Consider the following 26,328-nt stretch of genomic DNA (forward strand, 5'->3'; position numbering starts at 1 on the left):
TGAAGTAGCATCGAGCTTGTTACCTATTATTTTTGATGAGACACAGGCATTGAGCGTGAAGAGAAATTGATCGTTTGCATCATAGATAGCAGTGCGCGCACTGTATCTAGAGAAGTCATGACAACGACACCATTTTCTACTGCTTCACGACGAATGCGGAAGCCATCACGTTCAGGCGTTTTACCCTTTGTAAGTGTATTGATAACAAATTGTGCGCGACCTTCACGAATATGATCTAGAATATTCGGTGTGCCCTCGCTTAGCTTGTTCACACGTTCTACATAAAGCCCAGCTGCTTCAAGTGCATCCGCTGTTCCGCCTGTAGCCATTAGTTTATAGCCACAGTTAGAGAATCCGCGCATTAGCTCAACTGCTTCAGCCTTGTCCTTATCGCTCACCGTTACTAGAATTGTACCGGCATTAGGAATTTTCATTCCAGCACCGATCAACCCTTTGTACAATGCTTTCGCATATTGCTCATCTCGTCCCATTACCTCACCTGTAGATTTCATCTCAGGCGTCAATGTTGGGTCAACACGACGAAGCTTAGCGAAGGAGAATACAGGTACTTTTACCGATACATGATCGTCTTCCTTCCATAAGCCATCCACGTAACCAAGATCAGCAAGCTTCTCGTTCAAGATCGCGCGAGTCGCTACATTAGCCATCGGAATATTCGTTACCTTGCTCAGGAATGGCACGGTACGAGATGAACGAGGATTAACCTCAATCACATATACTTTTTCGTCATGGATTACGAATTGAATGTTTACTAGTCCAATAACCTTCAATGCTTTGGAAACTTTAATCGTAATATCGACAATTTGCTGCTTAATATCATCAGACAGAGATTGTGGAGGATACACGGCGATTGAGTCACCAGAGTGAACACCTGCACGCTCTACATGCTCCATAATACCTGGGATTAGTACAGTCTCGCCATCGCAAATCGCGTCAACTTCCGCTTCCTTGCCGAGCATATAGCGGTCAATCAATACTGGATGCTCCGGATTAATTTTTACTGCGACCTTCATGTAGCTAAGCAGATCAGCATCAGAATAGACGATTTCCATTGCACGTCCGCCTAGTACATAGGATGGACGAACGAGTACTGGATAACCAAGACGTTGCGCAGTTTCTACCGCTTCATCTACAGAGGTTACCGTGCTGCCTTCAGGCTGTGCTACATTCAAGCTGCGAAGTAGCGCCTCGAATTTTTTACGATCCTCGGCTGTGTCAATGCTTTCGAGGCTGGAGCCAAGAATGTTAACGCCTGCTTTTGCTAGTGGTGCAGCAAGGTTAATTGCTGTTTGTCCTCCGAACTGAACGATAACCCCAATCGGCTTCTCTTGCTCAATAACATTCATTACATCCTCGAAAAATAGCGGCTCAAAGTACAAGCGATCAGATGTGCTAAAGTCCGTCGATACTGTCTCAGGGTTGTTGTTAATAATAACCGCTTCATAGCCAGCATGCTGAATTGCCCATACCGCATGTACCGTTGAGTAGTCAAACTCAATACCTTGACCGATCCGGATAGGACCAGAGCCAAGCACTAAAATTTTCTGCTTAGCAGATTCAGTCACTTCATTTTCAACCTCATAGGTCGAGTAGTAGTACGGTGTAACAGCTTCGAACTCTGCTGCACAAGTGTCTACCATTTTATATACAGGCACCATTTGGAGTGATTTACGATACTCACGAATGTCATGCTCGTTCGTATATGCGCCTCCTGCGAAGCCTTCTTGACGAATTTCAGCAATAGAGCGGTCGGAGAAGCCCATACGCTTCGCTTCATACAACAGTTCCTCTGAAAGCTCAGCTGTCGTACGCAGCTTATCCTCAAACTTCACGATTCCTTCAATCTTATCAAGGAACCACCAGTCGATTTTCGTAATATCTTGAATTTCCTGCAATGCATAGCCGCGGCGGAATGCCTCAGCGACCAAGAACAGACGCTCATCGTCTGGTTTAAGCAAACGCGCACGCAGTACATCATCAGTCAGCTCAGTTGCTTCTTTCAAGTGAATACGATGCACACCAATTTCAAGTGAACGAACAGCTTTGTGCATAGATTCTTCAAAGGTACGACCGATAGCCATAACCTCGCCAGTTGCTTTCATTTGCGTTCCAAGCTTACGGTTCGCATCAACGAACTTGTCGAATGGCCAGCGTGGGATTTTTGATACGATATAGTCAAGTGCAGGCTCAAAGCATGCATAGGTTTGACCTGTTACTGGGTTAACAATCTCGTCCAGCGTATAACCGATCGCGATTTTCGCTGCCATCTTAGCAATTGGATAGCCTGTAGCTTTAGAAGCAAGTGCAGATGAGCGAGATACACGAGGGTTAACCTCGATCACATAATATTGGAAGCTATGTGGATCAAGTGCGAACTGTACGTTACATCCGCCCTCAATGTTCAATGCACGAATAATTTTCAATGATGCGCTGCGAAGCATTTGATATTCACGATCTGATAGTGTTTGAGATGGTGCTAATACGATGGAATCTCCCGTATGCACACCGACTGGGTCGAAGTTTTCCATATTACATACAACGATACAGTTGTCGTTCGCATCACGCATAACTTCATATTCAATTTCCTTCATGCCTGCAATTGATTTTTCAATTAGACATTGGTTAATTGGAGAGTAGCGAATACCAGATGCAACCGTCTCACGAAGCTCTTCTTCATTCGCACAAATCCCGCCGCCTGTACCACCAAGTGTGTAGGCAGGACGAACGATAATTGGATAGCCGATTGTGTTGGCGAAGCTTACTGCTTCTTCTACCGTTGTAACGATATCACTCTCTGGAACTGGCTGCTCCAATTCTCTCATAAGCTCACGGAAAAGGTCACGGTCCTCTGCTTTTTCAATTGCAGTCAGCTGTGTACCGAGCAGCTTCACATTTTCTTGCTCAAGCACTCCTGCGCGAGCAAGCTCAACCGCCATGTTAAGACCTGTTTGACCGCCTAGTGTAGGCAGCAAGCCGTCAGGGCGCTCTTGACGAATAATTTGTGATACAAAATCAAGTGTAATTGGCTCGATGTAAACTTTATCAGCCATGTTTGTATCCGTCATAATGGTAGCAGGGTTGCTGTTAATAAGTACAACCTCATAGCCTTCTTCTTTCAATGCTTGACATGCTTGAGTTCCTGCATAGTCGAACTCAGCCGCCTGCCCGATAACAATTGGACCAGAACCAATAACTAGAATCTTTTTAAGTTTCGTATTTTTAGGCATTTGTTAGTTCTCCTCTCAATTTTTCAGACAATACAGCTTGGCGAGGTTTTTGTGGATTCTCTTGTTTATGCTTGCGAATCATTTCGATAAATTGATCGAACAAGTGACTTGTATCATTAGGCCCAGGCGCTGCCTCTGGGTGATATTGCACAGAGAAAGCTGGGTAATTTTTATGTTTTATACCTTCGATTGTTTTATCGTTGTTGTTAATATGAGTAACAATTAAGTCCGTACCTTCAATTGATTGCTCGGTAACAGCATAGCTGTGATTTTGTGATGTAATGTAGCAGCGACCCGTTTCCAATTCTTTAACTGGGTGATTACCGCCACGATGACCGAATTTAAGCTTGTTCGTATCTGCGCCGCAAGCGAGTGCGAACAACTGATGACCTAGACAAATTCCGAAGATTGGGAATTCGCCAAGCAGCTGCTTAATCGTTTCAACGACATGCATATTGTCTTTCGGGTCCCCAGGGCCGTTAGACAGCTGAACACCATCTGGTGCTAGGCGACGAATTTCTTCTGCCGTTGTATTGTGCGGTACGACGATAATATCGCAATTACGTTGAGCCAGCTCATGTACGATACCATTTTTCGAACCACAATCTAGGACAACGATGCGCTCTTTTCTTCCAGGCACAGAGTATACGAATTCTGTAGATGTACGCGCAACTTGATCAGTAAGTACAGGTGTAGCTTTCATGCGCTCTAACAGCTCTTCTACATGCTCTTGACCAGTAGTAAGAATACCTTTCATAGAACCAAACTGACGAATTTTACGTGTAAGCATGCGTGTATCGATGCCAGCAATCGCAGGGATTTCATATTCCTTCAATAGCTCTCCAAGAGAGAACTGTGCGCGCCAGTTGCTTGGAATTGGCTCATAGCGACGAACAGCCATCCCAAATAGGTTAGGACGAATTGCTTCAAAGTCATCGCGTGTAATGCCATAGTTGCCAATTAGTGGGTAAGTCATCGTCACGATTTGCCCACAGTAGGAAGGGTCAGACAGCAGCTCTTGATAGCCTGTCATACCTGTATTAAAAACAACCTCTCCGACTTTCTCGGTTTCAGCTCCAAAGGATACTCCAGTAAATAACGTTCCATCTTCTAACAATAATCTAGCTTGCATCCGTTTCACTCCTCCAAAGTTGTTCTTTCTATTCAGTCCAGACGATATTGCCATCTACGATTGTCGCACAAGGCCAGCCCTTAAGCTCCCAGCCACCGAATGGTGTATTGTTGCTCTTGGATAAGAATGTGCTAGGGTCTACTTTTTTCGTTGTTTGCAAATCTACAATTGTTATATCCGCAGGCTTTCCAACTTCTAATGCCCCTTGCTCTAAGCGGAAAACGCGAGCAGGATCAGCAGTCATGCGCTGCAATAAGAAACCAAGAGTCCAACGACCCGTTTCTACGAATTTTGTATATAGCAATGGGAATGCTGTTTCCAATCCTACGATGCCGAATGGAGCCAAATCTACGCCCTTCGCTTTCTCTTCAGCGCTATGCGGAGCATGATCCGTAACGATCATATCAATCGTACCATCCTCAAGCGCTTCTAGAACTGCTTCTACATCTCTTGGTGTACGTAGTGGAGGATTCATCTTCCAATTCGCATCATCAAGACCTGGAATGTCTTCATCAGATAGGATCAAATGATGTGGGCAAACCTCAGCAGTGACACTCACACCTACCTGCTTCGCAAGACGAATCAATCGAACGGATTGCTCAGTGCTCACGTGGCATACATGATAATGAACCCCTGTTGCCTCTGCTAGCAATACATCTCTACCAACATGAATCGCTTCTGATTCGTTCGGAATTCCTTTGATGCCGTGTTTTCTAGAAAATTCACCTTCCGAAGCCCATGCACCCTTGACTAAGGTATCATCTTCACAGTGCGCAATAACGGGCATATCTAGCGACTTAGCGAGCGCCATTGCATCCTTCATCATCTGGGCATTCTGCACGCCAACACCATCATCTGTAAAGCCTATTGCTCCAGCCTCTTTTAATGCTGCAAAGTCTGTTAGCTCTCGTCCTAATTCATTTTTAGTGATGGATGCATATGGAAGCACCTTAACAAGCTTCGCTTCCTCTGCTTTGTTAATAATGTAGGAAACTGTCTCAGGAGTATCGGTTACAGGCCTTGTATTCGGCATGCAAGCGATCGTTGTAAACCCACCCTTTGCCGCTGAACGCGAGCCGGTTACGATATCCTCCTTATGTGTAAAGCCTGGATCACGCAAATGCACGTGCATATCGATAAAGCCTGGCGATACGAGTTTTCCTGCTGCGTCTACAACCTCGGAGCCTTCCGTCGAGATTTGTTCAGTACTTTCTACAATCGCTTTAATGATGCCATTTTCTACTTGGATATGCTTCGTCTCAAGTGCAGCTGTCGATTCATTCCAAACACTGCCGTTCAAAATCCATAAAGACATTTATATTCCTCCTCATTGTTACGATGTTTACTCTGAACTTAATAAATTCGTAAGTAGATCGTTAGTTACGACATCGATCGTTCTACAACTGCCATTCGAATTGGAACCCCATTAGCCATCTGAGGGAAAATTTTACTGTTTGGCGCTTCTACAAGCTCACTGTCAATTTCCACATTTCGATTCACAGGCGCTGGATGCATGATGATCGCATGCGGCTGCATACGTGATGCTCTTTCAGTCGTTAAGCCAAAGCTTTCACGGTACGATTCTGCTGATTTCAGCATACCGAGTGCATGTCTCTCTAACTGAACACGCAGCATCATGACTACATCTGCATTGATTGCTTGCTCCATACTTACATATTCAGCTTCAAGCTCAGGAGCCTTCATATTATCAGGTGCACAGAAAACAACATTCGCTCCGAACTTGCGTAGGGCATATAGATTACTGCGTGCTACTCGGCTATGGTAGATATCACCAATGATTGCAACATTCAGACCTTTTAATGAACCGAAATGCTTTTGCATCGTATACAGATCAAGCAGCGCCTGAGTTGGATGCTCATTGTTGCCGTCACCTGCATTAATTAACGGCACCTGAATCTTCTCAGCCATCTCCGCAAGCAGCCCTATTGGCTTCAATCGAATCACACCTGCATCGATACCCATTGATTCGAGCGTTCGTACCGTGTCGTAGATCGATTCACCCTTCTCCACGCTGGATGCTGCTGCACTGAAATTAATAACTTCCGCTCCAAGACGCTTTTCTGCTACCTCGAAGGATGTGCGAGTTCGCGTGCTGTTCTCAAAAAACATGTTCGCAATAAATTTCCCTTTAAGCAGCTCATGTGTTTTGCTTGGGTGCTGCTCCCAATAAGCTGCACGATCAAGTATGGATTGTATCTCTTGCTGGCTTAAGTCCTTCAAACCAAGTAAGCTTTTTGTTTGAATGGATATTGCATTCATATAAGGTTCCTCCTAGTCAAAAATCGTCACCTGATCGACCATATCAATCTCTGAAAGCTGTACCTGAATCACTTCATGTCTAGAGGTAGGAACGTTTTTGCCGATAAAATCTGGTCTGATCGGAAGCTCACGATGCCCTCGATCAACTAAAACTGCTAGCTGAATACTTTGCGGTCTCCCTTGATCCATAATCGCATCCATAGCCGCTCGTATCGTTCTCCCCGTATATAGAACATCATCAATTAAGATTACCTTTTTATTTTTCACATTAATTGCTGCTAGCTCAGCTTCACCAGGCTGCTCAGCTGCTTCAAGCGAAAGGTCAGCAGAAAGCTCATCACGATCATCACGGTACTTCGTTATGTCAAGCTCATAGGCGGGAACCTCAATGCCTTCGATATCAGATATTCGAGCTGCAATCCGATTAGCAAGGTAGACCCCTCTTGTTTTAATGCCTACAATGATGCAATCTTCAATTCCTTTATTTCGCTCAACAATTTCATGAGCTATTCTCGTTAATGCTCTGCGAATCGCCGTTTCATCCATTAAAATATGAAGTTCTGCTTCTGACATCTGCTTCACCACTTTCTGCACTTCGCATTATTGTGTTCACATGGCAACGAAAAAACTCCTTGCGAATTCGCAAGGAGTTATGACGATCCGGACAAGGAATACAATTATCCACAGCAGAAGACATTCTGCGTGAATTACGCAGAACTCTTCTAGGAAGAGACAACTATACCATATCCAAATATTCACGTTACCTTGCCAGCCTCACGGGACTGAATTAAAGGTACATCTGTATCGTAGAAATTATCGCATGTTCGACAGCTATTGTCAAGATCCGTTCTATGTTTTTTTGTTCGCGCCGCTTATTGATTCGCCATTCATCTCCACCCATTAACAGACTAATGTAAAAAATCATAAGCTCTAGGGAGAAGCCTCCCCTAGAGCTTATGATTTAATCCTTATCTGTTATCTATCTGTATACTAGTTCTATCTGTCAACCGTCAACTAGCTGTATTTAACTGCTTTAGCTGCAATTAGAAGCTCAGATTTTTAATACGAGCGATCGCCTGCTCTGTATTTTCTCGGCTGCCAAAGCTTGTTAACCGGAAATAGCCATCACCGCATGTGCCGAAGCCAACTCCTGGTGTACCTACAATATTTGCTTCTTTCAAGAGAAAATCGAAGAAATCCCATGATGACATATTATTTGGTGTTTTGAGCCAGATATACGGTGCATTTACTCCTCCATATACCGTGAAGCCCACCTCCTGTAAGCCATCACGTATCATTGCAGCATTTGCCATATAGTACTCGATCAACTCTTTCGTTTGCGCTTGACCTTCAGGTGTATAAATAGCGGCAGCCCCTTTTTGTGTGACATAGGACACACCATTAAACTTCGTCGTATGTCGGCGATTCCATAGCTCATTAATGCTAACGAGATTATCTCCGGAAGCACGTCCTCTTAGCTCCTTAGGTACTACCGTATAAGCACAACGCATGCCTGTAAAGCCAGCTGTTTTGGAGAAGCTTCGGAATTCAATCGCTACCTGACGAGCTCCTTCGATTTCATAGATGCTGTGAGGAACATCCTCCTCAGTAATAAAGGCTTCGTATGCAGAATCGAATAAAATTAAGCAATCGTTCTCAATCGCATAATCTACCCATACCTTCAGCTCATCCTTCGTTAAGGTCATGCCTGTCGGGTTGTTCGGGTAGCATAGGTAGATCAGGTCTACACGTTCTGTAGGCAATGCGGGCTTGAAGTCATTGTCTGCAGAGCAATCTAAGTAAACGATGTTTTTATAGCGACCAAGAGCTGTGTCGAAGCCCCCTGCACGTCCTGCCATTACATTCGTATCGACATAAACCGGATAGACAGGGTCCTGTACAGCTACGATACTGTCCTGACTAAATATTTCTTGAATGTTGCCTACATCACATTTCGAACCATCACTGACGAATACTTCGTCATTACTAAGCTCAATTCCGCGACGATGATAGTCGCCAGTAATAATGGCGTCTACCAGAAAGCTATAGCCTTGCTCTGGACCATAGCCTCTAAAGGAGGATGGATTGACCATGTCATCCACTGCTTGATGCATCGCTTCAATGACTGCCTGCGGCAATCCACGCGTCACGTCACCGATTCCTAGACTAATTACATTTGCATCTGGATGCTGCTCCATATATTTTGATCTACGCTTAGCGATTTCTGAAAATAAGTAGCTGCCCTGCAGCTCTAAAAAGTGTTGATTAACCATTGCCATATGTCTCACCAATCCTTCTACGTCTCTATTATCTACGTTAAAGAATATCGTACATCGCCCTGAAACATAATACAGAATCTAGCCAAATCTTTGTACATATTTACATGGAATAAAAAAATCTGCGACCTATCTTGATCGCAGATTTTTCAATATCGTAGTAAAATCATCAGGCAACGGCACTTCGAACTGATGCCTGTCTCCAGTACGAGGATGTGTAAAACCAAGTACTCCAGCATGCAAGGCTTGTCCAGCAAGTGGTACCGTTTTGTTGCGTCCATATACAGGATCACCAGCAAGCGGATAGCCGATATATTTCATATGCACGCGAATTTGATGTGTTCTACCTGTTTCTAGCTCAAGCTCGACAAGCGTAAAGTCATTGCCTATTCGCTCGATTACTCGAAAATGAGTGACCGCATCCTTCGCATTATGATCAGTAACGGTAAAGAGCTTACGATCATTAGGATCTCGACCAATTGGTGCATCGATCGTTCCTTCATCATGCGGCATATTGCCATGCACAAGCGCAGTATAGCGTCTCGTTACCGAGTGCTCCTTCAGCTGCTCTGCAAGCGATAGATGTGCGAGATCATTTTTGGCAACCATCAACAATCCCGTCGTATCACGGTCGATACGATGAACAATGCCTGGTCTAAGCACACCATTAATGCCGGATAGGTCGGTACAGTGATGCATGAGCGCATTCACTAGCGTACCGCTGGAGTGACCAGGAGCTGGATGCACAACCATACCTCTTGGCTTATTGACAACAATAACATCCTGATCTTCAAAAATAACGTCAAGCGGGATTGCTTCAGCAACGATCTCAAGCTCCGTTGCCTCAGGGATATGTATAACGACTACATCTTGCTCATTAAGCTTGTAGTTGCTTTTAATTGATTGATTATTGACCTGTACGTAATTATTTTTTATCCAATCCTGTACCTGGGTTCTAGATACGGCAGGATCATTGAGCTGATCGGTAATAAACTTATCTATCCTTACCCCTTTATGTACTGCTTCGGATTGAAATTGCAGCATATTGTCGTGCTGTTCCTCATTCTTCATGCTCAAGTGCAACCTTACCTTTCTGTTCACGTCTCATATCAAGAAGTGTATCCAGTAAAATTAATCCTACTCCAATGACGATCGCTGAATCAGCAATGTTGAAGATCGGAAAAGTATAGCTTCCGAAGTTAAACTTAAAGAAGTCAACCACTTCACCAAAACGTACACGATCAATAAAATTACCTAATGCTCCTCCAAGGACCAATGATAGCCCAACAAGCAATGTTTTGGAGCCCTTATCACGCATAATATGTGCGTACCACAGTATACCTACGACTATTGCGACGGTAATGATAATGAAAAAGGTCCGCTGCTCCTGTAATATTCCGAATGCTGCGCCTCGATTACGATGCGAGGTAATAAGAAAGAAATCTCCAATAACACTAAACTCATCACCAATCTTCATATTGGTGGCAATCCATTTTTTCGTTATGTAATCAATAACGAATGCGACTATCGCAATAATGAAAAACAATATTCTCATAACTTCACTCCTACATATGATGTAAGCTTATACCCCCGTTTAGTGTAGCATATCCACGTTTCACATTCTACCTTATCTCCCTGCGATGTCCTGTACACCCAAGCTTTGCCCTATTAGTTTTTCGAAAATCAACACACAATATAGTGCACGTATCAAGAAATGAGGTGATCGATTTGCAATCACACTTAAGCGATGGGCAGCTGAAGCAATTTAAGGAAGTGTTACTCGATGCACGAAAAGAACTGTTAGAACAGATAGATCGGCACTACAGAGAGTCATCCGTTGGCAGTGATCCTAACATAACCTCGGAGCTAGCCAATTATGATAATCATTTTGGTGATTATGGAACTGAGCTTTTCGAGCAGGAAAAAGAAATTGCCTTTCTGCGGAGAGAGCAGCGGCATTTATCAAAGCTCGAGGATGCGATCAAACGAATCGATGAGAATCAATATGGTGTATGCAATGTATGTCAGCAGCCAATTCCTATTGAACGCTTGGAAGCGATACCCGAAACCGCAACCTGTGAGCAGCACTCGCCTCGAATCGAGGAATATAGAGCCAACTATGAGTATGAGCCCATTAAGATGGAGCAAATCAGTATGGACGATATGGACTATGCCGCTTATGACGGTGAGGATACGCTACGCTCCGTACTCGATTACGGTAACTCCTCTTATGATGGCTCAATCATGATGCTCGATACCGAATTCGCAAGAGATCTTGAGGATGAATATGAGGGCTTCGTTGAACCCATTGAAAGCTTTATTGCAACTGATATTACAGGTAAAGATGTATTTGTTGTACGTAGTCAAGCATACCAACGCTATCTAAAAAATGATGAGGGCGATCATGACCTTGAAGATCTGTAACGTTTTCCTTTAATGTTACGGTTGGATATCGAGCTGATTTTGTACAATGCGTACAATATCTGCAATATAGTCTCCAATAATCGGCAAATTAAGTGCACCGAGCATTTGCAGTAAATAAAGGATGAGCGTTGCAAAAATGACTACACCGAGTGCTGAGCCGACTCCTCTAGCGATTCCGGCCATAAAATGGCGCCACATCAGCTTCATTGGTCGATTCATTAGATTGACATAATCAGCAATTTGCGTACGCTCTAAGTCATTCGTAACTTTTATTAGCCGTTCTTCAACAGCATCTAATGATTTTTTAAGCTGTGTAAGCTCCTTATCATCTTGTTCAGGCAACTGGAGTCATCCTTTCTTTATCTTTTATGTATAGGACAAGCCCGCTTGCCACTTTGGCAAGCGGGCTTGTATTAATATATCCCTATTTGCTAATGAAAATGCCAACCGTCTTGTCGCCTAGCTGTACATTTTCCATATGATCTACCTTCTGGTAGGATACTGATTGAAGCAGAACGTTATCACGAAGCACTTCTGAGAAGGCTTCAAGCGCAGCCTTAAGCTCATCATCAACGTCTAATACAAGCTCAATTCTCTTCTCGATTGGAAGATCGAGTTTCTTACGTGTATCTTGAACAGCACGAATCACTTCACGCACCCAGCCCTCTTGCTCAAGCTCAGGTGTAATATCCGTGTTCAGAGCCACCGTAACACCACTGCCAGATGCAGATGCAAAGCCCGATTTCGCTTTTTTCTCTACAAGCATTTCATCTAGTGTGATAACGAGCTGCTCGCCATCTTCTGTTGTGAACACATATTCCCCAGCATTTACAATCGCTCTTGTCTGATCAGCGGTCATATCCTTAAAGGACTGCTGAATTGGAGATACCTGCTTACCAAATTTCCGGCCGGCAACCTTTAGATTCAGCTTCAAGTTGAAATCAACAAAGCCGCTATCTGAATGCTGCACCGTAATATGCTTCACATTAATTTCATCTTTAATGATGTCTTCATAGGAAGAAAGATCAAACTCACGATCCAGTGAAACAATGAGCTCGCTAAGCGGCTGACGAGTTTTAATACCCGTTTCATTACGGACGTTACGAGCAAGCTCAACGATAACTTTGGAGCTTTCCATATCACGCTCTAGCTCAGCGTCGATAAGTGTCTCATCGGCAATTGGGAAGTCAGCAAGATGCACGCTTTCCCCTCCACCAAGATTCACATATACATCTTCAGCTACGAGAGGTGTATACGGCGCAATAATTTTCGCTAGCGAAATAAGCACGTTATGAAGCGTTTGATATGCAGCTACTTTATCCTCAGATAAGCCACTTCCCCAGAAGCGGTCACGTGAACGACGGATATACCAGTTGCTCAGTTCGTCAACGAACGTTTCAATCGCTTTTGCAGGATTTAAGAAGTCGTTAGCCTCGAGTCCTTTTGTTACTGTTACGATTAAGCTGTTCAATCGGCTAATGATCCAGCGATCCAGCTTATTGCTCGATGCCACTAGCTCATGCTCTTCATATTTAAATCCATCGATGGACGCATAAAGCGCATAGAATGCATGGGTATTTACAATCGTATCTACTACCTTGGATTTCGCCTCGGCCACAATGCCCTTCGAGAAGCGTTTGCTATTCCATGGCGCACTGTCCGCAAGCAAAGCCCAACGGAATGCATCCGTACCAAATTCATTAATGATATCCCAAGGGTCAATCACGTTGCCTTTTGACTTAGACATTTTTTGTCCATTTTCATCAAGAATATGGCCTGTGGACAATACCGCTTTATATGGTGCCTTGCCATTGAACAATGTAGATACAGCTAATAGACTGTAGAACCAACCACGTGTTTGGTCGATACCTTCACAAATGATATCCGCAGGATACTGATCAGCGAACTGCTCAGCGTTCTCGAACGGATAGTGCTGCTGTGCAAACGGCATAGAGCCACTATCAAACCATACATCAATAACTTCTGGCGTGCGGCGCATAACTGCCCCTTCAGCGAACGGACTCTTCAGTAGAATATCATCGACATAAGGCTTATGAAGCTCAATATCCTCTGGTACAAAATCAACGGCGCGCTCACGCAAATCAGCGATACTGCTTGGTGCATACTGTTTACCTGTCGCTTCACAGATCCATACATTCAGCGGTGTACCCCAGTAGCGATTACGGCTAATATTCCAATCCACAAGATCCTCAAGGAATTTACCGAAGCGACCTTCACGAATATGACCAGGGTACCAATCTACTTCACTGTTGTTTTTAATGAGCTGATCCTTAACAGCAGTTGTTTCAATAAACCAGCTTTCCGTTGCATAGTAGAGCAATGGTGACTTACAACGCCAGCAGAATGGGTAGCTGTGCTCGTAGCGCTCTTTCGAGAACAATAGTCCCTTTTCACTTAGCATCTTCACGATATCAACGTCGCAATCTTTAACGAAACGTCCCGCAAGATCGGTAACCTCATCAATGTATCGGCCAGCATTGTTCACAACAGCTAGCATGCTAATACCATTTTGACGAGCAACTCGGTAGTCATCCTCCCCGTGTGCAGGTGCGATATGAACAATACCTGTACCGCTCGTATCACTTACAAAGTCGCCTGAGATCACAACATGACCTTTTTCAATCGCTACATAACCGAACGGTGCGGTGTAGCTGCGGCCTACTAGCTCGCTTCCCTTAAGCGTACCAATAACCTCATACTCATCCTTCATAACAGATGTAACTAAATTTTCAGCAACGATATATACTTCGCCGTCCTTGCTCACACGTGCGTATACTAACTCTGGATTAACAGCAAGCGCCACGTTAGCAGGCAAAGTCCAAGGCGTCGTCGTCCAAGCAAGAATGAATTCGTTAGAATCATTCAGCTTGAATTTAACCGTAGCACTTAGATCCTTCACATCCTCATAGCCTTGCGCAACCTCATGTGAGCTAAGTGTCGTTTGACAGCATGGGCAGTATGGACTTACTCGATGTCCGCGATACAGCAATCCCTTCTCATGAATCTTCGAAAGAATATGCCATACACTCTCAATATAATTGTTGTCTAGCGTAATATATGGGTGATCCATATCTGTCCAATAGCCGATCGCTTCCGTAAGCTCACGCCATTGCTTCTCGTATTCAAATACACTTGCCTTACATTCCTTAACGAATTTTTCGATGCCATAGGCTTCGATTTCTTGCTTGCCTGAAATACCGAGCTGCTTCTCAACACCAAGCTCAACTGGCAAACCGTGTGTGTCCCATCCAGCTTTACGGATAACGCGGTACCCACTCATCGTACGATATCGACAAATAAAGTCTTTAATAACACGTCCTAGCACGTGACCGATATGCGGTTTACCATTCGCAGTTGGAGGCCCTTCATAAAATACAAAGTTTGGTTTACCTGCTCGGTTCTCAATCGATTTTTTAAATGTATCTTCCTTTTGCCACTTTTCCAGCACTCGCAATTCACGAGCTCGTGCACGTTCCTTTACGTCAACACGCTGCATGCTTCTATCCCCTCTCGTTCCTCAGAAAAAAAAATAAACCCCGTCCCAAAAAGGGACGAGGTTGCTCGCGTTACCACCCTTGTTCCGTGCAAGCAAAAACAAGCTCAAACGGCACCTTAGTCAGATGATCCTTGTCATCTGCATCCTGTTATCGGTGGACAGCCGTCTACACTTACTGAGCATTCCTGCTCTTGTTCAGCGCAGCTTCTCGGAGATGATGTTCCGTAGATGTCTAGCACCGATTCTCACCACGCATCGGCTCTCTGAGGCATGAACATCTATGTACTTGTTCTCGTCATCGAATTATCAAATATACAATAGTTATATCGAATTACGTTCGTGTTGTCAATTGAAAATGATCTCATATTCTGATACAGTATCGCCCAATTTGGTAGCTATTATTCTACGGCAGCTACTCGATTTTCTGGCTTATTAATATCAAGACTTTCCCATGCTTCCTCGGTCAAAAGCTCAAGCTGTGCTTCTACAAGCGTACGGAAACGAGCACGATAGATCGAAGCTTGCTTTTTAAGCTCATCAACTTCAAGAGAAATTTTACGAGACTTATTCAAAGCCTCGTTGACGATACGGTCAGCATTTTTCTCGGCTTCCTTCACAATAAGCTGAGCTTCCTTCTTCGCGTTGTTGCGTACCTCATCGGCAGCCTCTTGCGCAACAATGATCGTCTTGCTTAACGTATCTTCAATGTTGGAGAAATGATTAAGACGCTCTTGTAATGTAAGAATTTGATTCTGCATTTCCTTATTTTCACGGATCATCGCTTCATAATCCTTAATGATCAAATCAAGAAATTCATTAACCTCATCTTCATCGTAACCGCGAATTCTTCGTGAAAACTCCTTGTTATGTATGTCCAATGGTGTCAATGACATTGGAGCACCTCCTATGAATATAAAAAGCGATACTTTTTTGATCGTCGATTACATTTGTTATTCGACAGCGCTATTCATTTTCCTGCATAATCTTAAATATATTTACCTATTTTCACACGTGTTCGACCTTTTTTTGTGACGCCATCGACCTGAAGCAGCTTAAATCGACCCAAGCCCTTGATCGATACGACATCGCCTTCCTTCAGCTGTGCCGAAGGATCCTCCACCGTTTTCCAATTAAGACGACAGCGCCCCGCCTTAATCGGTTCAACGATTTTCGCACGGCTAATTCGATAAGCATCGCTAGCAATGCCATCGAGTCGCATCGAAGCAACGGTAAAGCTCATTTCCTCTAGCTTCTGCTCAACAGGCTGAAGCTTATCGATATCTAGAACATCAGTTAGCACTGCTAAGCGATGAACCTGTCTAAGATTTAGATCAAAATAACCGGACAATTCTTGCGCCACAACGATATGGCAAAACGTATCATGTAGATGAATATCACCAACTTTTTCACGCTTTATGCCTAATCCAAGCAATGCACCTAGCATATCTCCGTGGTCCAGCTCACTAAATTTTTCACTTTGACTCGTCACTTGAAGAATAGCAAGCTCGGCATTTTCATATTCCAGATCACGATAATCCGGAGCGATAATCGCTCTTCTGCGCTCAGCTGCTTCACTGCCGCCTTCAAATTTCACATTGACTGACCCATTCCGATTGCAAAGCGTCGTAATGACGAACTGCTGTCTTGGATCTAAAAAATCAGTCCGCCTCAGCTCATGAAGCTCGGCGGACCTCTCTATCCATTCTTGCGCTCGATCAACAAACGCCTTCTCCTCGGAATGAAAATGACTATAGAAGCCTGTATTCATCATACACTCACCTTAGAAAAGTAATTAACACGGTACTGCTATCCCCGACCGAACAACAAATCGATTAAGTAGAATACACCGGATTGAATAAATCGAAGTGCAATAAAGGCAACGATCGGTGAAATGTCCAGCATGCCGCCGATTGGCGGAATAAATTTTCTGAAAATCGCTAGATACGGATCTACCAGCTTGCCGATAAATTGACCTATGGAGCTCTCACGAGCATTTGGGAACCATGACATCAAAATATAGGCCAAAATGAGATAGTAATACAGCGTAAAAAGCGTTGATACAATGGAACTAATCGTCATATACAAAAGTGTGTCACCTCATTTGTGTAATTATTATTCGGTCGTTAACTCCGTTATTGAACCATGAACCTCAACGGATTCAGGTGCACACAAGTAAATGTTCGGTCCAAGCTTGGAAATCGACCCATTTAGCGCATAAACTGTACCTGATAAAAAGTCTACGATACGCAAGCCCAAATCTGAACGTACACGCTGCAAATTAACGACAACTGAACGGCGGTTGCGAATCTCGTCTGCAATCTGCTGAGCTTCATCATAGCTTTTTGGTTCACTCAGCACCATACGTGTATTTTTTTGTGTGTGCAAGCTAACAACATTGCCGCCAACGCTTGTTAGATGTGTATTTCTAGATTGTTTACGTTGTTCAAAGGGATTCGTTTCGACTTCTTGCTCGTCTTGTGCAGGAATTCGTTCACGCTCTACAATTTCTTCTTCCTCCTGCAACCCGAAATAATTCATGAATTTACCAAATACGCTCATTGTTCATCCTCCTCTGTTCCAATAAGTATTGTGCCAAGCCGCACGTAGGTTGCCCCTTCTTCAATGGCGACCTCAAAATCATTGGACATGCCCATCGAAAGCTCAGTTAATGTGCAAGCGTCGCCTAATTGCTCAAGCAGGTTATCTCGAAGCTGTCTTAACCCTGCAAATACAGGACGAGTCTCCTCGGCCTTCAGCTCGAATGGCGCCATCGTCATTAATCCAACGGGTATAATTCGATCAAAACGCTCTAATTGCTGTAAGAAGTCCAGTACTTCCTCTGGAGGAAGTCCTTGCTTTGATGCTTCTCCAGAAATATTAACCTGTACAAAGCATTTTACTGTAAGGTCTGCTTTTTCAGCTTGTCTCTGTATAGCCTCTGCCAGCGAAAGGCGATCCAACGAGTGAATGTAGTCGAAGCGACCGACTACCTCCTTGGCCTTATTGCTTTGCAGTGAACCGATATAATGCCAGATCGGATCTGGCAGCTCTGATTTATGCTCATGTATGTATTCCCATTTCGGCTTTGCCACCTGCCAGCGATTTTCTCCTAGCTCGTTAACACCTGCTTGCAAAGCTTCAATTGTACGCTCTGTCGATACATACTTTGTTACGCCCACAACATGAATATCTTCAACTGCTCGTCCAGAGCGAGCTGCAGCGGCTTCAATCCGCTTCTGCACGTTGTATATTCGCTCCTGTATGCTCATCTTGCCTCACCCTTTTCGAATTCCAATCCAGCTTGCCATGCGACCTGTTTTGCCATTCTCCATGCGATGACTATAAAACAATTGTCGAGAGCAGCCGGTACACCACTCACTTATTTCGATATGACTCGGCATTATTCCTGCTTTTATCATAATCTGTCGATTTATTTCTTTCAAGTTAATATGCGCGTGGCCTGCCTGTTTTTTTGTAAAAACAGATGCTAACGCTTCCCCAGGAAGCTCTAGCGTATGCCAAAGCTCCTCGATTCGGTCGATAACGACGTGATTCACTTCATAGCAGCATGCTCCGATTGCTGGTCCAATCGCACAGCGAATCTGCTCAGGCTTAGAATGATAGACCGTACTCATTGTGTCTATCATTTGCTTTCCGATAGCCGCTGTTGTACCCTTCCAGCCTGCATGAGCAAGACCAATGACCTGGTGCTCTGCATCCCAAAAATATAGCGGTACACAATCCGCATAGAAGGAGGTTAGCAATATATCAGGCTCATTCGTAAGTAGGCCATCCACTCCTTTTATCGCATCCTCCATACTGCTGCGGCCACTTCCCCGCTCCTTGCTTGTCACAATCGCGATTTGATTGCTATGAATTTGCTCACCATTGGTCCAAGCCTCAAAGCTCATGCCAACGCTATGTGCTAATTTTTGACGATTAAGCAGCACGTCTTCTGCATCGTCATTGACATGCAATCCAATATTAAATGTATCGAAAGGCGTCTTACTTACACCACCATTGCGAGTAGTAAAGCCTACGGTTAGTTGTTGATTATGCTCCATCCATTGCGAGAGCAGCAGCTGATGCTCCTCAGATTGATGCTTTACAAACGGTTCCAAGCCTCTCACCCCATGTGTGTTCATGTTTTTAGTGTATCCTGTTATGTTTGCACATGCAAATCATCGGTTTCATTTCGAAGATTTTTTGTTTCTTCTAGCCGCACAAGCACGACATCCTGCCCTATTTTTACAATGTTACGCCATGGAATCACAATTTCTGAGCCTGTAGAACCAAAAAAGCCAAACATTCGCTGAAGCTGTGGGACAACGATCGCATCAATCTTTCCTTGTCTAAGATCAAGCTCAATATCACTAACATTACCTAGTTTCTTCCCGTCCACAATATTAATCACATCCTTGGACTGAAAATCTGATATTTTCATGACCTCACGCTCCTTCATCGCTATGCCCTAGTATATGATGGGTAAAAGCAAAGTATTTCTGGAGTTGTACGATAAAAAAGCTGCCTAGGAATATTCCTAAGCAGCTTGACTGACGTTACCATGCTTCGTAATGCAATTAAATTTGTTTTAACTAGCCTCGTACATTGTGTCATCACATATAGTTTGCTCGTATACCATGGATGACAAGCGCTTTGCAGGCAAAGGATCAAGTGTTGACGTATTTTTGCATTTGTCCAATAGCTGACTTTTCCAAGCGCGACACTTGAGCCTGCGAAATCCCGATTTCTTCTGCTACCTCCATCTGCGTTTTACCTTCAAAAAATCGCATAGATAAGATCATTTTTTCCCGCTCATTTAATCGCTGCATCGCCTCACGTAGAGCGATCTCCTCGATCCATGTAATGTCCTTGTTTTTATCATCACTAATTTGATCAAGCACATAGATAGGGTCGCCTCCGTCATTGAAGATCGGCTCGTAAAGCGAAACCGGATCTTGTATCGCATCGAGAGCAAACACAACGTCTTCCTTTGGTACATTTAACAACTCTGATATTTCATGAACAGTTGGCTCACGTGAAAATTGATTCGTTAGGCTGTCACGTGCCTGCAGTGCTTTGTATGCAATGTCACGTAAGCTTCTCGATACTCGTATCGGATTGTTATCGCGCAAATATCTGCGAATCTCACCGATGATCATCGGAACAGCGTAAGTAGAAAACTTTACGTTTTGACCTAAATCAAAATTATCAATAGCTTTCATTAGGCCGATACAACCGACTTGAAATAAATCATCTACGAATTCGCCTCGATTGTTAAATCGCTGAATCACACTGAGAACTAATCTTAAATTCCCGTTAACTAATTTTTCTCTAGCCCCCCACTCATTTCGGGTTTGTAGAGCTGTGAACAATTCGCGCATTTCAACGTTAGTAAGCACTGGCAGTTTAGCGGTATCTACGCCACAAATCTCAACTTTATTACGGGTCATTCTCATTACCTCCCAAGGGGAAACATTAACATTCATTATCTCCTTGGGGGATGATTTTATTCCTATTTTGACATTTTGCGACAGAATGCAGGCTGCCTCTAACGAAGCAGCCTGCTCATAAAAAAGATAATTTTCACATAGGATAAAAATGTTTTATCGTATGTATGAATTGCCGATAAATCATTTTTAATGCAAATTGCTCTGAGCTGTTTACTCGAGGATAACGCATAATAATCGTGCATGCTTCACTTGGCTTTAGCCTTTTCCATGTCCATAGCATGCCTGGTCTGCCAGGCTCACTTAAGTAGCTGGCATGTGGACACACCTCTTGATCATTCGCAGCTAACACAAAATATTTACTGCTTAATACCTTCTCTACGGTTCCGCTATTCAAGATGTTCATTTTAACAATGACTGCCTGAGCATCGCGCTTTAGCTCCAGATTAGATATCGTAAGGTGATAACCGGCGTATTCAAGCGTCATCATGTCCTTGGACATTGTTGTGAACGGCATGACTTGCTACACTTCCTCTCGCATTGTACATCTCAAGTTACAATACCTGAACGTCAAAGCATTTTATTGAATTCTTTTCGAAGACGCTTAATGATACGTTTTTCTAAACGTGAAATATAGGACTGAGATATGCCTAGCATGTCTGCAACATCCTTTTGTGTTTTTTCCTCACCATCAGCTAGTCCAAACCGAAGCTCCATAATCACCCGCTCACGATCAGATAGCTTTTCCAATGCCTTTTGCAGCAGCTTGCGATCTACTTGCTCCTCAATATTTCGATAAATCGTATCGTTTTCTGTGCCTAGTACGTCAGAGAGCAACAGCTCATTGCCATCCCAATCTATGTTCAGCGGCTCGTCAAAGCTTACCTCTGTTCTTGTTTTATTGTTCCTTCGTAAATGCATAAGGATTTCATTCTCAATGCACCTGGAAGCATAGGTTGCAAGCTTAATTTTTTTCTCGGGGTCGAAGGTATTCACAGCTTTAATAAGACCAATCGCTCCAATGGATACAAGATCTTCAATGTTAATGCCTGTGTTTTCAAACTTTCTCGCAATGTACACGACAAGACGCAAATTTCTCTCAATAAGCATCGATCGAACCGCTTCGTCTCCTGTAGGCAAACGCTGCAGTAAATATTCCTCTTCTTCACGAGTAAGCGGAGGTGGAAGCGCTTCACTGCCTCCAATGTAGTAAATGGTCTCGGACTTTAACCCCAGCTTCAGCAATAACTTATAATAGGTAAGCTGCATACGTAATTTGTATTTAACTAGCATGTATCGATTCCTCCCTATCCTACGGATGATGTTTGATTAATCATTAACGATGGATGAACGATCGCTTGATAGGAGCCATCTGCGCTCAGCTGTCCACCATCAAATCCTATCAGTACTTTTGCGGCATCATAAACGATTTCGTTATGCTTAACTCTGACCAGATCAGGTCTAAGAGCAAGCATAAATTGAGCGTTTCGATTTACTCCTCGATAAGGAACGATTCGAATGCGGTCCTGCCATTTCTCCATGTCTTCATGCTCCGTGATCGTGCTTAGCACACGGTTCATGTCCCCTTGCTTGAGCTGCTCTACTAGCGCAAAAGGCAGCAGATGAGCGAGCTGGTTAACTTCAACAATCATGACAGGTGTCTTCGTTAATGGGTCATAGAGCTGATTGCCCGTATCGATAAGTCCATGGCAATGGGTGACCTGTCCAGCTAAGTGAAGCTCTACATCAGCAATATGCTGCTCCATAAGCTGCTGTTTACGTTTACTTCGAACAAAATTCATCCACAAATAGATAATAACCATACTGCATACAATGAGATAGAAGGTACCCATCTGCAGCTTCGTTGTCACTTCGCCACCAATAAAAATAAGATTAGCCCAAACCTGCTGCGAGCTGCTCATGAGCATATAATATATACCGAGCAGTCCTCCAGCTAATACGAAGCTTATGAGATAGAAGCTTATTAAATCTCTTAGGTAAGTTTGCAAGGAATAATAGCCAAAGCTGATATAGATCATCAAAAAGGATATAAAAAGCTTTATCAATATGTGATACATGCCGCCTAAGCTCGGGATGAGCATGGCAAGTGTGTACATGGCTCCTAGTGCGGATGCTGTCAGCAGTCTCCAAGGCTTCGGTCGTACACCGCGTACCCAGCCTGTTAGTAATAATATAATTCCGTCTACTAAAAGCTCTCTTAGAAAGATGATATCAGCATATATAGCCATTTACTTCAACTCCGATGCAGCTGTTGCGTACCTATGCTAGATCTAAACAATGTAAACAGTATAGGTTATATTTATTCCAAAGTCTGTCAGTTTATGTCACGCTATTCACTCTATTTTTGTCAAAGAAGAACGGTAAACTTTCGCATATGCTGTCAGTTGAAGTGTGCGATGATAGGGGATCATCCCCATGCAGTTAATCTTAAAAATGCATACAAAAAATCCCCTTAGCTTCCATTCGATTGTGTATCGAATAAAGCATAAGGGGATTCATCCTACTTATTATTTACGACGTAGAAACGCAGGGATTTCCAAATCGCTCGATAGATTTGTTCCAATAGGTTTAGAAGATTGAGATTTTCCAGCATCGCCAGCATCGCCGGTTGCTTGTGTCACTGGGCGACGTGGAGGTCCTTCCACTTGCTTCGCCTCAAAGCCAGTAGCAATGACCGTTACTTTAATCTCATCCTTCATATCCTCGTCAATAATCGCACCGAAAATCATATTTACATCTGGATCAGATGCTGAAATAACGATTTCAGCTGCTTCATTAACTTCATAAAGAGACAGATTGCTGCCGCCAGTGATGTTCATAATAACACCACGTGCACCATCAATCGATGTTTCAAGTAATGGGCTTTGAATGGCTTTGCGAGCCGCTTCAGCTGCACGGTTTTCACCAGTTGCTAGACCAATACCCATTAGTGCAGAGCCGCGCTCTGTCATAATTGTCTTCACGTCAGCAAAGTCTAGGTTGATTAGACCAGGAACTTGAATCAGGTCAGAAATGCCTTGCACCGCTTGACGGAGAACATTATCTGCCTCACGGAATGCTTCAAGCATTGGAGTTTTCTTATCTACGATTTCAAGAAGGCGATCATTCGGAATAACAATTAATGTATCAACCTTTTCTTTTAACGCTTCAATTCCTGATTCAGCTTGTCCAAAGCGTTTACGTCCTTCAAACGTAAACGGGCGAGTAACAACACCAACAGTTAGAGCACCGCATTCACGTGCAATTTCAGCAATAACAGGGGCAGCACCAGTACCTGTTCCTCCGCCCATACCTGCAGTTACGAACACCATGTCCGCACCCTTCAGCTGGTTAGCAATTAGATCACGAGATTCTTCTGCTGCTTTTTTACCTACCTCAGGATTCGCTCCTGCGCCAAGCCCGCGAGTTAGCTTATCACCAATTTGCAGCTTATGCTCTGATTTAGCTAGATTCAACGCTTGTGCGTCAGTATTTACTGTTATAAACTCTACACCTTTTACTCCGTTTTCAATCATGCGGTTTACTGCGTTACTACCACCGCCACCAACACCAATAACTTTAATTTGAGCTAGCTGCTCAAGTTCTAAGTCGAATTCCAACATCTATTCTCTTCCCCCTGTCAAATAAATTCCTGAAACATATTTTTTATTCGTTCTAACATACGGGGTTTGGACGAAGCTGGATTGTTTCCTTTGCGACTAACTGGCTTCTTCGTTGTAGTGCTAGCTCCTCGGACACCCATGTATTTTGAAACATATTGTATCATTCCAACTCCACTGCTATAAGAAGGGTCCTTTACACCGATAAAATCAGGCAAAGCAATTCTAACACTTGCATCTAGCTCCGCCTGTGCTAATGTTAGCGTACCAGGTAAGGAGACGGAGCCACCAGTCAACACATAGCTATCAACCTTATCACCGTAGCCAAGAGCAGTAACCTCTGCTTTAATAAGCTGGAATATTTCCTGCATACGAGGCTCGATAATACTCGCCAAATCCTTTTGTGAGAATTCTTTTTCTACATTGCTACCCATACGTGTCACTTTGAATCTTACTTCATCAGCTGCATCCTCGATATTCGCACAGCCAAACTTCAGTTTGATTTTCTCCGCGTGATCGCTTTGAGAGCGCAGTCCATAGGCAATATCATTCGTAACAAATTGTCCGCCGATTGGAAGCGATGAGATTGCGGTTATGCCGCCTTGCTCATAGATCGCAATCGTCGTTGAACCACCACCGATATCAACGAGCGCCGTTCCTGCTTCCTTTTCATCCTTAGATAAAGTCATAACGCCAGATGCAAGTGTTAGTAAAATGACACCATTAATTTTTAATCCAGCCTTGTCCACACATCTAACGAGATTATGTACGGCTGACTTTGCACCTGTAATCACTGTTGCTTCTACTTCTAATCTTACTCCTATCATGCCTCTTGGATCAGAGATTCCTTCCAATCCATCTACAATATACTGTTTCGGTACAAGGTTTATAATTTCACGGTCTGGCGGTAACGTAACGACTTTGGCAGCCTGTAGTACTCGTTCAATATCCTCTTCTCCGATCTCACGATCCTCATTCGACACTGCGACGACACCATGATTCGTCTGTACGCCTATATGGCTTCCTTGAATTCCTACATATACCTCTGAGATTTCGATATCTACCATACGCTCTGCATGCTCAATCGCATTTTTAATGGACAGGACGGTTTGATCAATATCTACAATTGCACCTTTCCGAATCCCTTCAGAGTCTGCTGTACCAACACCAATGATATTAATCGAATTATCGCTATTAATTTCACCGATAATCGCTCGAACCTTGGATGTACCGATGTCCAAACTGACAATAATGTCACCGTTGCTCACTGCGCGGCACCTCCGTTTCAAATATTTATAGTTTTAACGATGAATAGTTGATATTCGATCGCTTATACTTTTACTCGTGGAAAGCCCACTATCATCTATTCAACAAATATGTGGGTTTCCCTCTTTTTTCAACATTATTTTCGAAACTTTTAATAAGAAGTAGGAATAATTTCCTATATTTTGAGTTAATCCAAAATAGATAGGTATTAAGTTTCACTTAAAAGATTAGATAGATTCCCACATAAAATTTTACCATTGATTATAGCTGTTGAGTAGTGTCTTTTTGCTTACTTTACTCATTTCCAGATTCATCCTCTTCTGCTTCGATATCGAACGGAACAAATGTATCAGCTAGAAGCAGCGTAAGTCGACCTGGCGCTTGACTCTCGATCACGCCATTCATCGTACCTACCTTCTCACGCAGCAAACTAATTGCTGTAATCACCTCGAATTTTGTTCTTGTAAAAATTAAAATTCGATCGGGAAAAGCAGATGAAGGTATGGGAGATATCTCCGAAATATCGGAAAGCAATGCGTTGTCAATCGTTGAGAGCTGTTTCATCAGTTCTTTTTTATTCATATCGTCCGGCTGCCAGCCCGTTAATATGGGCTTGTCCATAATTTGCATACGCTCACTATTGGTAACGACACTCGCACCGCTTGCAAGTAATGCGATCAAATCACCATTTTCGGACAGTTCGAACGCAACGACCTTATATTCCTGCACATTGATTTTTACTATCCCCGGAAACTTTTTGGAGACATCGACATTTTGTATACTGCTATTTCGTAGCAATGACTCTTTTATCTTTTTACTTGAGCTGAACAGAAATGAATCGCCTACTTTAAGGTCAGCATCATTTATTATTTCAGCATTGCTAGTAAATTGCGCGCCGGTAACTTGGATTTCTGTTATTTTACTTAGCGAGGAGTTAAAAAACACGATGATTAATAATGCAATAAATAAGATGACAATTATCGTTATAAGCTTTTTGTTGCTTTTCTTTTTCGGTTCAGGTACCTTTAGCACTGGCAAATCGGTATTCATCGCTTGTCCACTCCTTAACACAACGCGGCCTCCTCACCAATGATGAGGAAGCCGATTATCATTCC

25 protein-coding genes and 1 other annotated feature are annotated in these 26,328 nt (G+C 43.4%); of the genes, 1 reads left to right on the plus strand and 24 read right to left on the minus strand.

Going from position 1 to position 26,328, the window contains the following annotated elements; genetic code table 11:
• Positions 1 to 26 precede the first annotated feature (26 nt).
• The 8 genes from carB to lspA form a co-directional block, all read right to left on the minus strand.
• The gene (gene carB, locus M3180_RS02555) at positions 27 to 3,248 is read right to left on the minus strand and encodes a carbamoyl-phosphate synthase large subunit (RefSeq protein ID WP_251665648.1); all 3,222 of its coding nucleotides are present in this window, start codon (positions 3,246 to 3,248) and stop codon (positions 27 to 29) included.
• The gene (carA, locus tag M3180_RS02560; RefSeq protein ID WP_251665649.1) at positions 3,241 to 4,380 is read right to left on the minus strand and encodes a glutamine-hydrolyzing carbamoyl-phosphate synthase small subunit; all 1,140 of its coding nucleotides are present in this window, start codon (positions 4,378 to 4,380) and stop codon (positions 3,241 to 3,243) included. The genes carB and carA overlap by 8 nt, the downstream gene beginning before the upstream one ends.
• A 28-nt stretch (positions 4,381 to 4,408) precedes the next feature.
• On the minus strand, positions 4,409 to 5,695 hold the full coding sequence (gene pyrC / locus M3180_RS02565; protein WP_251665650.1) for a dihydroorotase: 1,287 nt from the start codon (positions 5,693 to 5,695) through the stop codon (positions 4,409 to 4,411).
• A 65-nt stretch (positions 5,696 to 5,760) separates the two neighbouring features.
• Positions 5,761 to 6,660: an aspartate carbamoyltransferase catalytic subunit gene (locus M3180_RS02570; RefSeq protein ID WP_251665651.1), complete on the minus strand. Its 900-nt coding sequence runs from the start codon at positions 6,658 to 6,660 to the stop codon at positions 5,761 to 5,763.
• Between the two features lie 12 nt (positions 6,661 to 6,672).
• Positions 6,673 to 7,233 carry a bifunctional pyr operon transcriptional regulator/uracil phosphoribosyltransferase PyrR gene (gene pyrR, locus M3180_RS02575; protein WP_251665652.1) on the minus strand — a complete coding sequence of 187 codons (561 nt, stop codon included), beginning with the start codon at positions 7,231 to 7,233 and terminating at the stop codon, positions 6,673 to 6,675.
• 470 nt (positions 7,234 to 7,703) lie between these two features.
• Positions 7,704 to 8,939, minus strand: a complete 1,236-nt coding sequence (locus tag M3180_RS02580; RefSeq protein WP_251665653.1) for an LL-diaminopimelate aminotransferase — start codon at positions 8,937 to 8,939, stop codon at positions 7,704 to 7,706.
• A 126-nt stretch (positions 8,940 to 9,065) separates the two neighbouring features.
• Positions 9,066 to 10,007, minus strand: a complete 942-nt coding sequence (locus M3180_RS02585) for an RluA family pseudouridine synthase (protein WP_251665654.1) — start codon at positions 10,005 to 10,007, stop codon at positions 9,066 to 9,068.
• Entirely contained in the window at positions 9,997 to 10,491 is a 495-nt protein-coding gene (lspA, locus tag M3180_RS02590) for a signal peptidase II (protein WP_251665655.1), read from the minus strand. Before lspA ends, M3180_RS02585 begins: the two co-directional genes overlap by 11 nt.
• Before the next feature lie 173 nt (positions 10,492 to 10,664).
• Here lspA and M3180_RS02595 point away from each other — a divergent pair, with 173 nt between their 5' ends.
• Complete coding sequence (locus M3180_RS02595; RefSeq protein WP_251665656.1) at positions 10,665 to 11,360, plus strand: TraR/DksA C4-type zinc finger protein; 696 nt, start codon at positions 10,665 to 10,667, stop codon at positions 11,358 to 11,360.
• A gap of 15 nt (positions 11,361 to 11,375) precedes the next feature.
• On the opposite strand, the gene M3180_RS02600 is transcribed toward M3180_RS02595, so the two are convergent.
• From M3180_RS02600 to M3180_RS02675, 16 genes are all read right to left on the minus strand, one after another.
• Positions 11,376 to 11,702 (minus strand): DUF5665 domain-containing protein, encoded by a 327-nt coding sequence (locus tag M3180_RS02600; protein WP_251665657.1) that lies wholly within the window; start codon positions 11,700 to 11,702, stop codon positions 11,376 to 11,378.
• An 82-nt stretch (positions 11,703 to 11,784) separates the two neighbouring features.
• Positions 11,785 to 14,877: an isoleucine--tRNA ligase gene (gene ileS, locus M3180_RS02605; RefSeq protein WP_251665658.1), complete on the minus strand. Its 3,093-nt coding sequence runs from the start codon at positions 14,875 to 14,877 to the stop codon at positions 11,785 to 11,787.
• A 48-nt stretch (positions 14,878 to 14,925) separates the two neighbouring features.
• Positions 14,926 to 15,185, minus strand: a binding site (T-box leader).
• Positions 15,186 to 15,275: 90 nt separating this feature from the next.
• The gene (locus tag M3180_RS02610) at positions 15,276 to 15,770 is read right to left on the minus strand and encodes a DivIVA domain-containing protein (RefSeq protein WP_251665659.1); all 495 of its coding nucleotides are present in this window, start codon (positions 15,768 to 15,770) and stop codon (positions 15,276 to 15,278) included.
• Positions 15,771 to 15,862: 92 nt separating this feature from the next.
• The gene (locus M3180_RS02615; RefSeq protein ID WP_432806890.1) at positions 15,863 to 16,648 is read right to left on the minus strand and encodes a YlmH family RNA-binding protein; all 786 of its coding nucleotides are present in this window, start codon (positions 16,646 to 16,648) and stop codon (positions 15,863 to 15,865) included.
• Positions 16,649 to 16,683: 35 nt separating this feature from the next.
• Complete coding sequence (locus M3180_RS02620; RefSeq protein ID WP_251665660.1) at positions 16,684 to 16,956, minus strand: YggT family protein; 273 nt, start codon at positions 16,954 to 16,956, stop codon at positions 16,684 to 16,686.
• A 33-nt stretch (positions 16,957 to 16,989) separates the two neighbouring features.
• A complete protein-coding gene (locus M3180_RS02625) occupies positions 16,990 to 17,436 on the minus strand; it encodes a cell division protein SepF (RefSeq protein ID WP_251665661.1) in 447 nt (148 codons plus the stop codon).
• Positions 17,433 to 18,146, minus strand: coding sequence for a YggS family pyridoxal phosphate-dependent enzyme (locus M3180_RS02630; RefSeq protein ID WP_251665662.1), 714 nt, complete (start codon positions 18,144 to 18,146; stop codon positions 17,433 to 17,435). The genes M3180_RS02625 and M3180_RS02630 overlap by 4 nt, the downstream gene beginning before the upstream one ends.
• A gap of 6 nt (positions 18,147 to 18,152) precedes the next feature.
• The gene (gene pgeF / locus M3180_RS02635; protein ID WP_251665663.1) at positions 18,153 to 18,998 is read right to left on the minus strand and encodes a peptidoglycan editing factor PgeF; all 846 of its coding nucleotides are present in this window, start codon (positions 18,996 to 18,998) and stop codon (positions 18,153 to 18,155) included.
• Positions 18,999 to 19,039: 41 nt separating this feature from the next.
• The gene (locus M3180_RS02640; RefSeq protein ID WP_251665664.1) at positions 19,040 to 19,321 is read right to left on the minus strand and encodes a PRC-barrel domain-containing protein; all 282 of its coding nucleotides are present in this window, start codon (positions 19,319 to 19,321) and stop codon (positions 19,040 to 19,042) included.
• Between the two features lie 226 nt (positions 19,322 to 19,547).
• Positions 19,548 to 20,330: an RNA polymerase sporulation sigma factor SigG gene (sigG, locus tag M3180_RS02645; protein WP_251665665.1), complete on the minus strand. Its 783-nt coding sequence runs from the start codon at positions 20,328 to 20,330 to the stop codon at positions 19,548 to 19,550.
• Between the two features lie 133 nt (positions 20,331 to 20,463).
• The gene (locus M3180_RS02650) at positions 20,464 to 20,844 is read right to left on the minus strand and encodes a hypothetical protein (protein ID WP_251665666.1); all 381 of its coding nucleotides are present in this window, start codon (positions 20,842 to 20,844) and stop codon (positions 20,464 to 20,466) included.
• A 53-nt stretch (positions 20,845 to 20,897) separates the two neighbouring features.
• Positions 20,898 to 21,620 carry an RNA polymerase sporulation sigma factor SigE gene (gene sigE / locus M3180_RS02655; RefSeq protein WP_251665667.1) on the minus strand — a complete coding sequence of 241 codons (723 nt, stop codon included), beginning with the start codon at positions 21,618 to 21,620 and terminating at the stop codon, positions 20,898 to 20,900.
• A gap of 14 nt (positions 21,621 to 21,634) precedes the next feature.
• A complete protein-coding gene (gene spoIIGA / locus M3180_RS02660; protein ID WP_251665668.1) occupies positions 21,635 to 22,576 on the minus strand; it encodes a sigma-E processing peptidase SpoIIGA in 942 nt (313 codons plus the stop codon).
• A gap of 279 nt (positions 22,577 to 22,855) precedes the next feature.
• Positions 22,856 to 23,950 carry a cell division protein FtsZ gene (ftsZ, locus tag M3180_RS02665; protein WP_251665669.1) on the minus strand — a complete coding sequence of 365 codons (1,095 nt, stop codon included), beginning with the start codon at positions 23,948 to 23,950 and terminating at the stop codon, positions 22,856 to 22,858.
• A gap of 17 nt (positions 23,951 to 23,967) precedes the next feature.
• Positions 23,968 to 25,215: a cell division protein FtsA gene (ftsA, locus tag M3180_RS02670; protein WP_251665670.1), complete on the minus strand. Its 1,248-nt coding sequence runs from the start codon at positions 25,213 to 25,215 to the stop codon at positions 23,968 to 23,970.
• Positions 25,216 to 25,507: 292 nt separating this feature from the next.
• A complete protein-coding gene (locus tag M3180_RS02675; protein WP_251665671.1) occupies positions 25,508 to 26,284 on the minus strand; it encodes a cell division protein FtsQ/DivIB in 777 nt (258 codons plus the stop codon).
• Positions 26,285 to 26,328: the final 44 nt, after the last annotated feature.

The organism is Paenibacillus camelliae (genome assembly GCF_023715345.1).
Lineage (GTDB): Bacteria > Bacillota > Bacilli > Paenibacillales > Paenibacillaceae > Pristimantibacillus > Pristimantibacillus camelliae.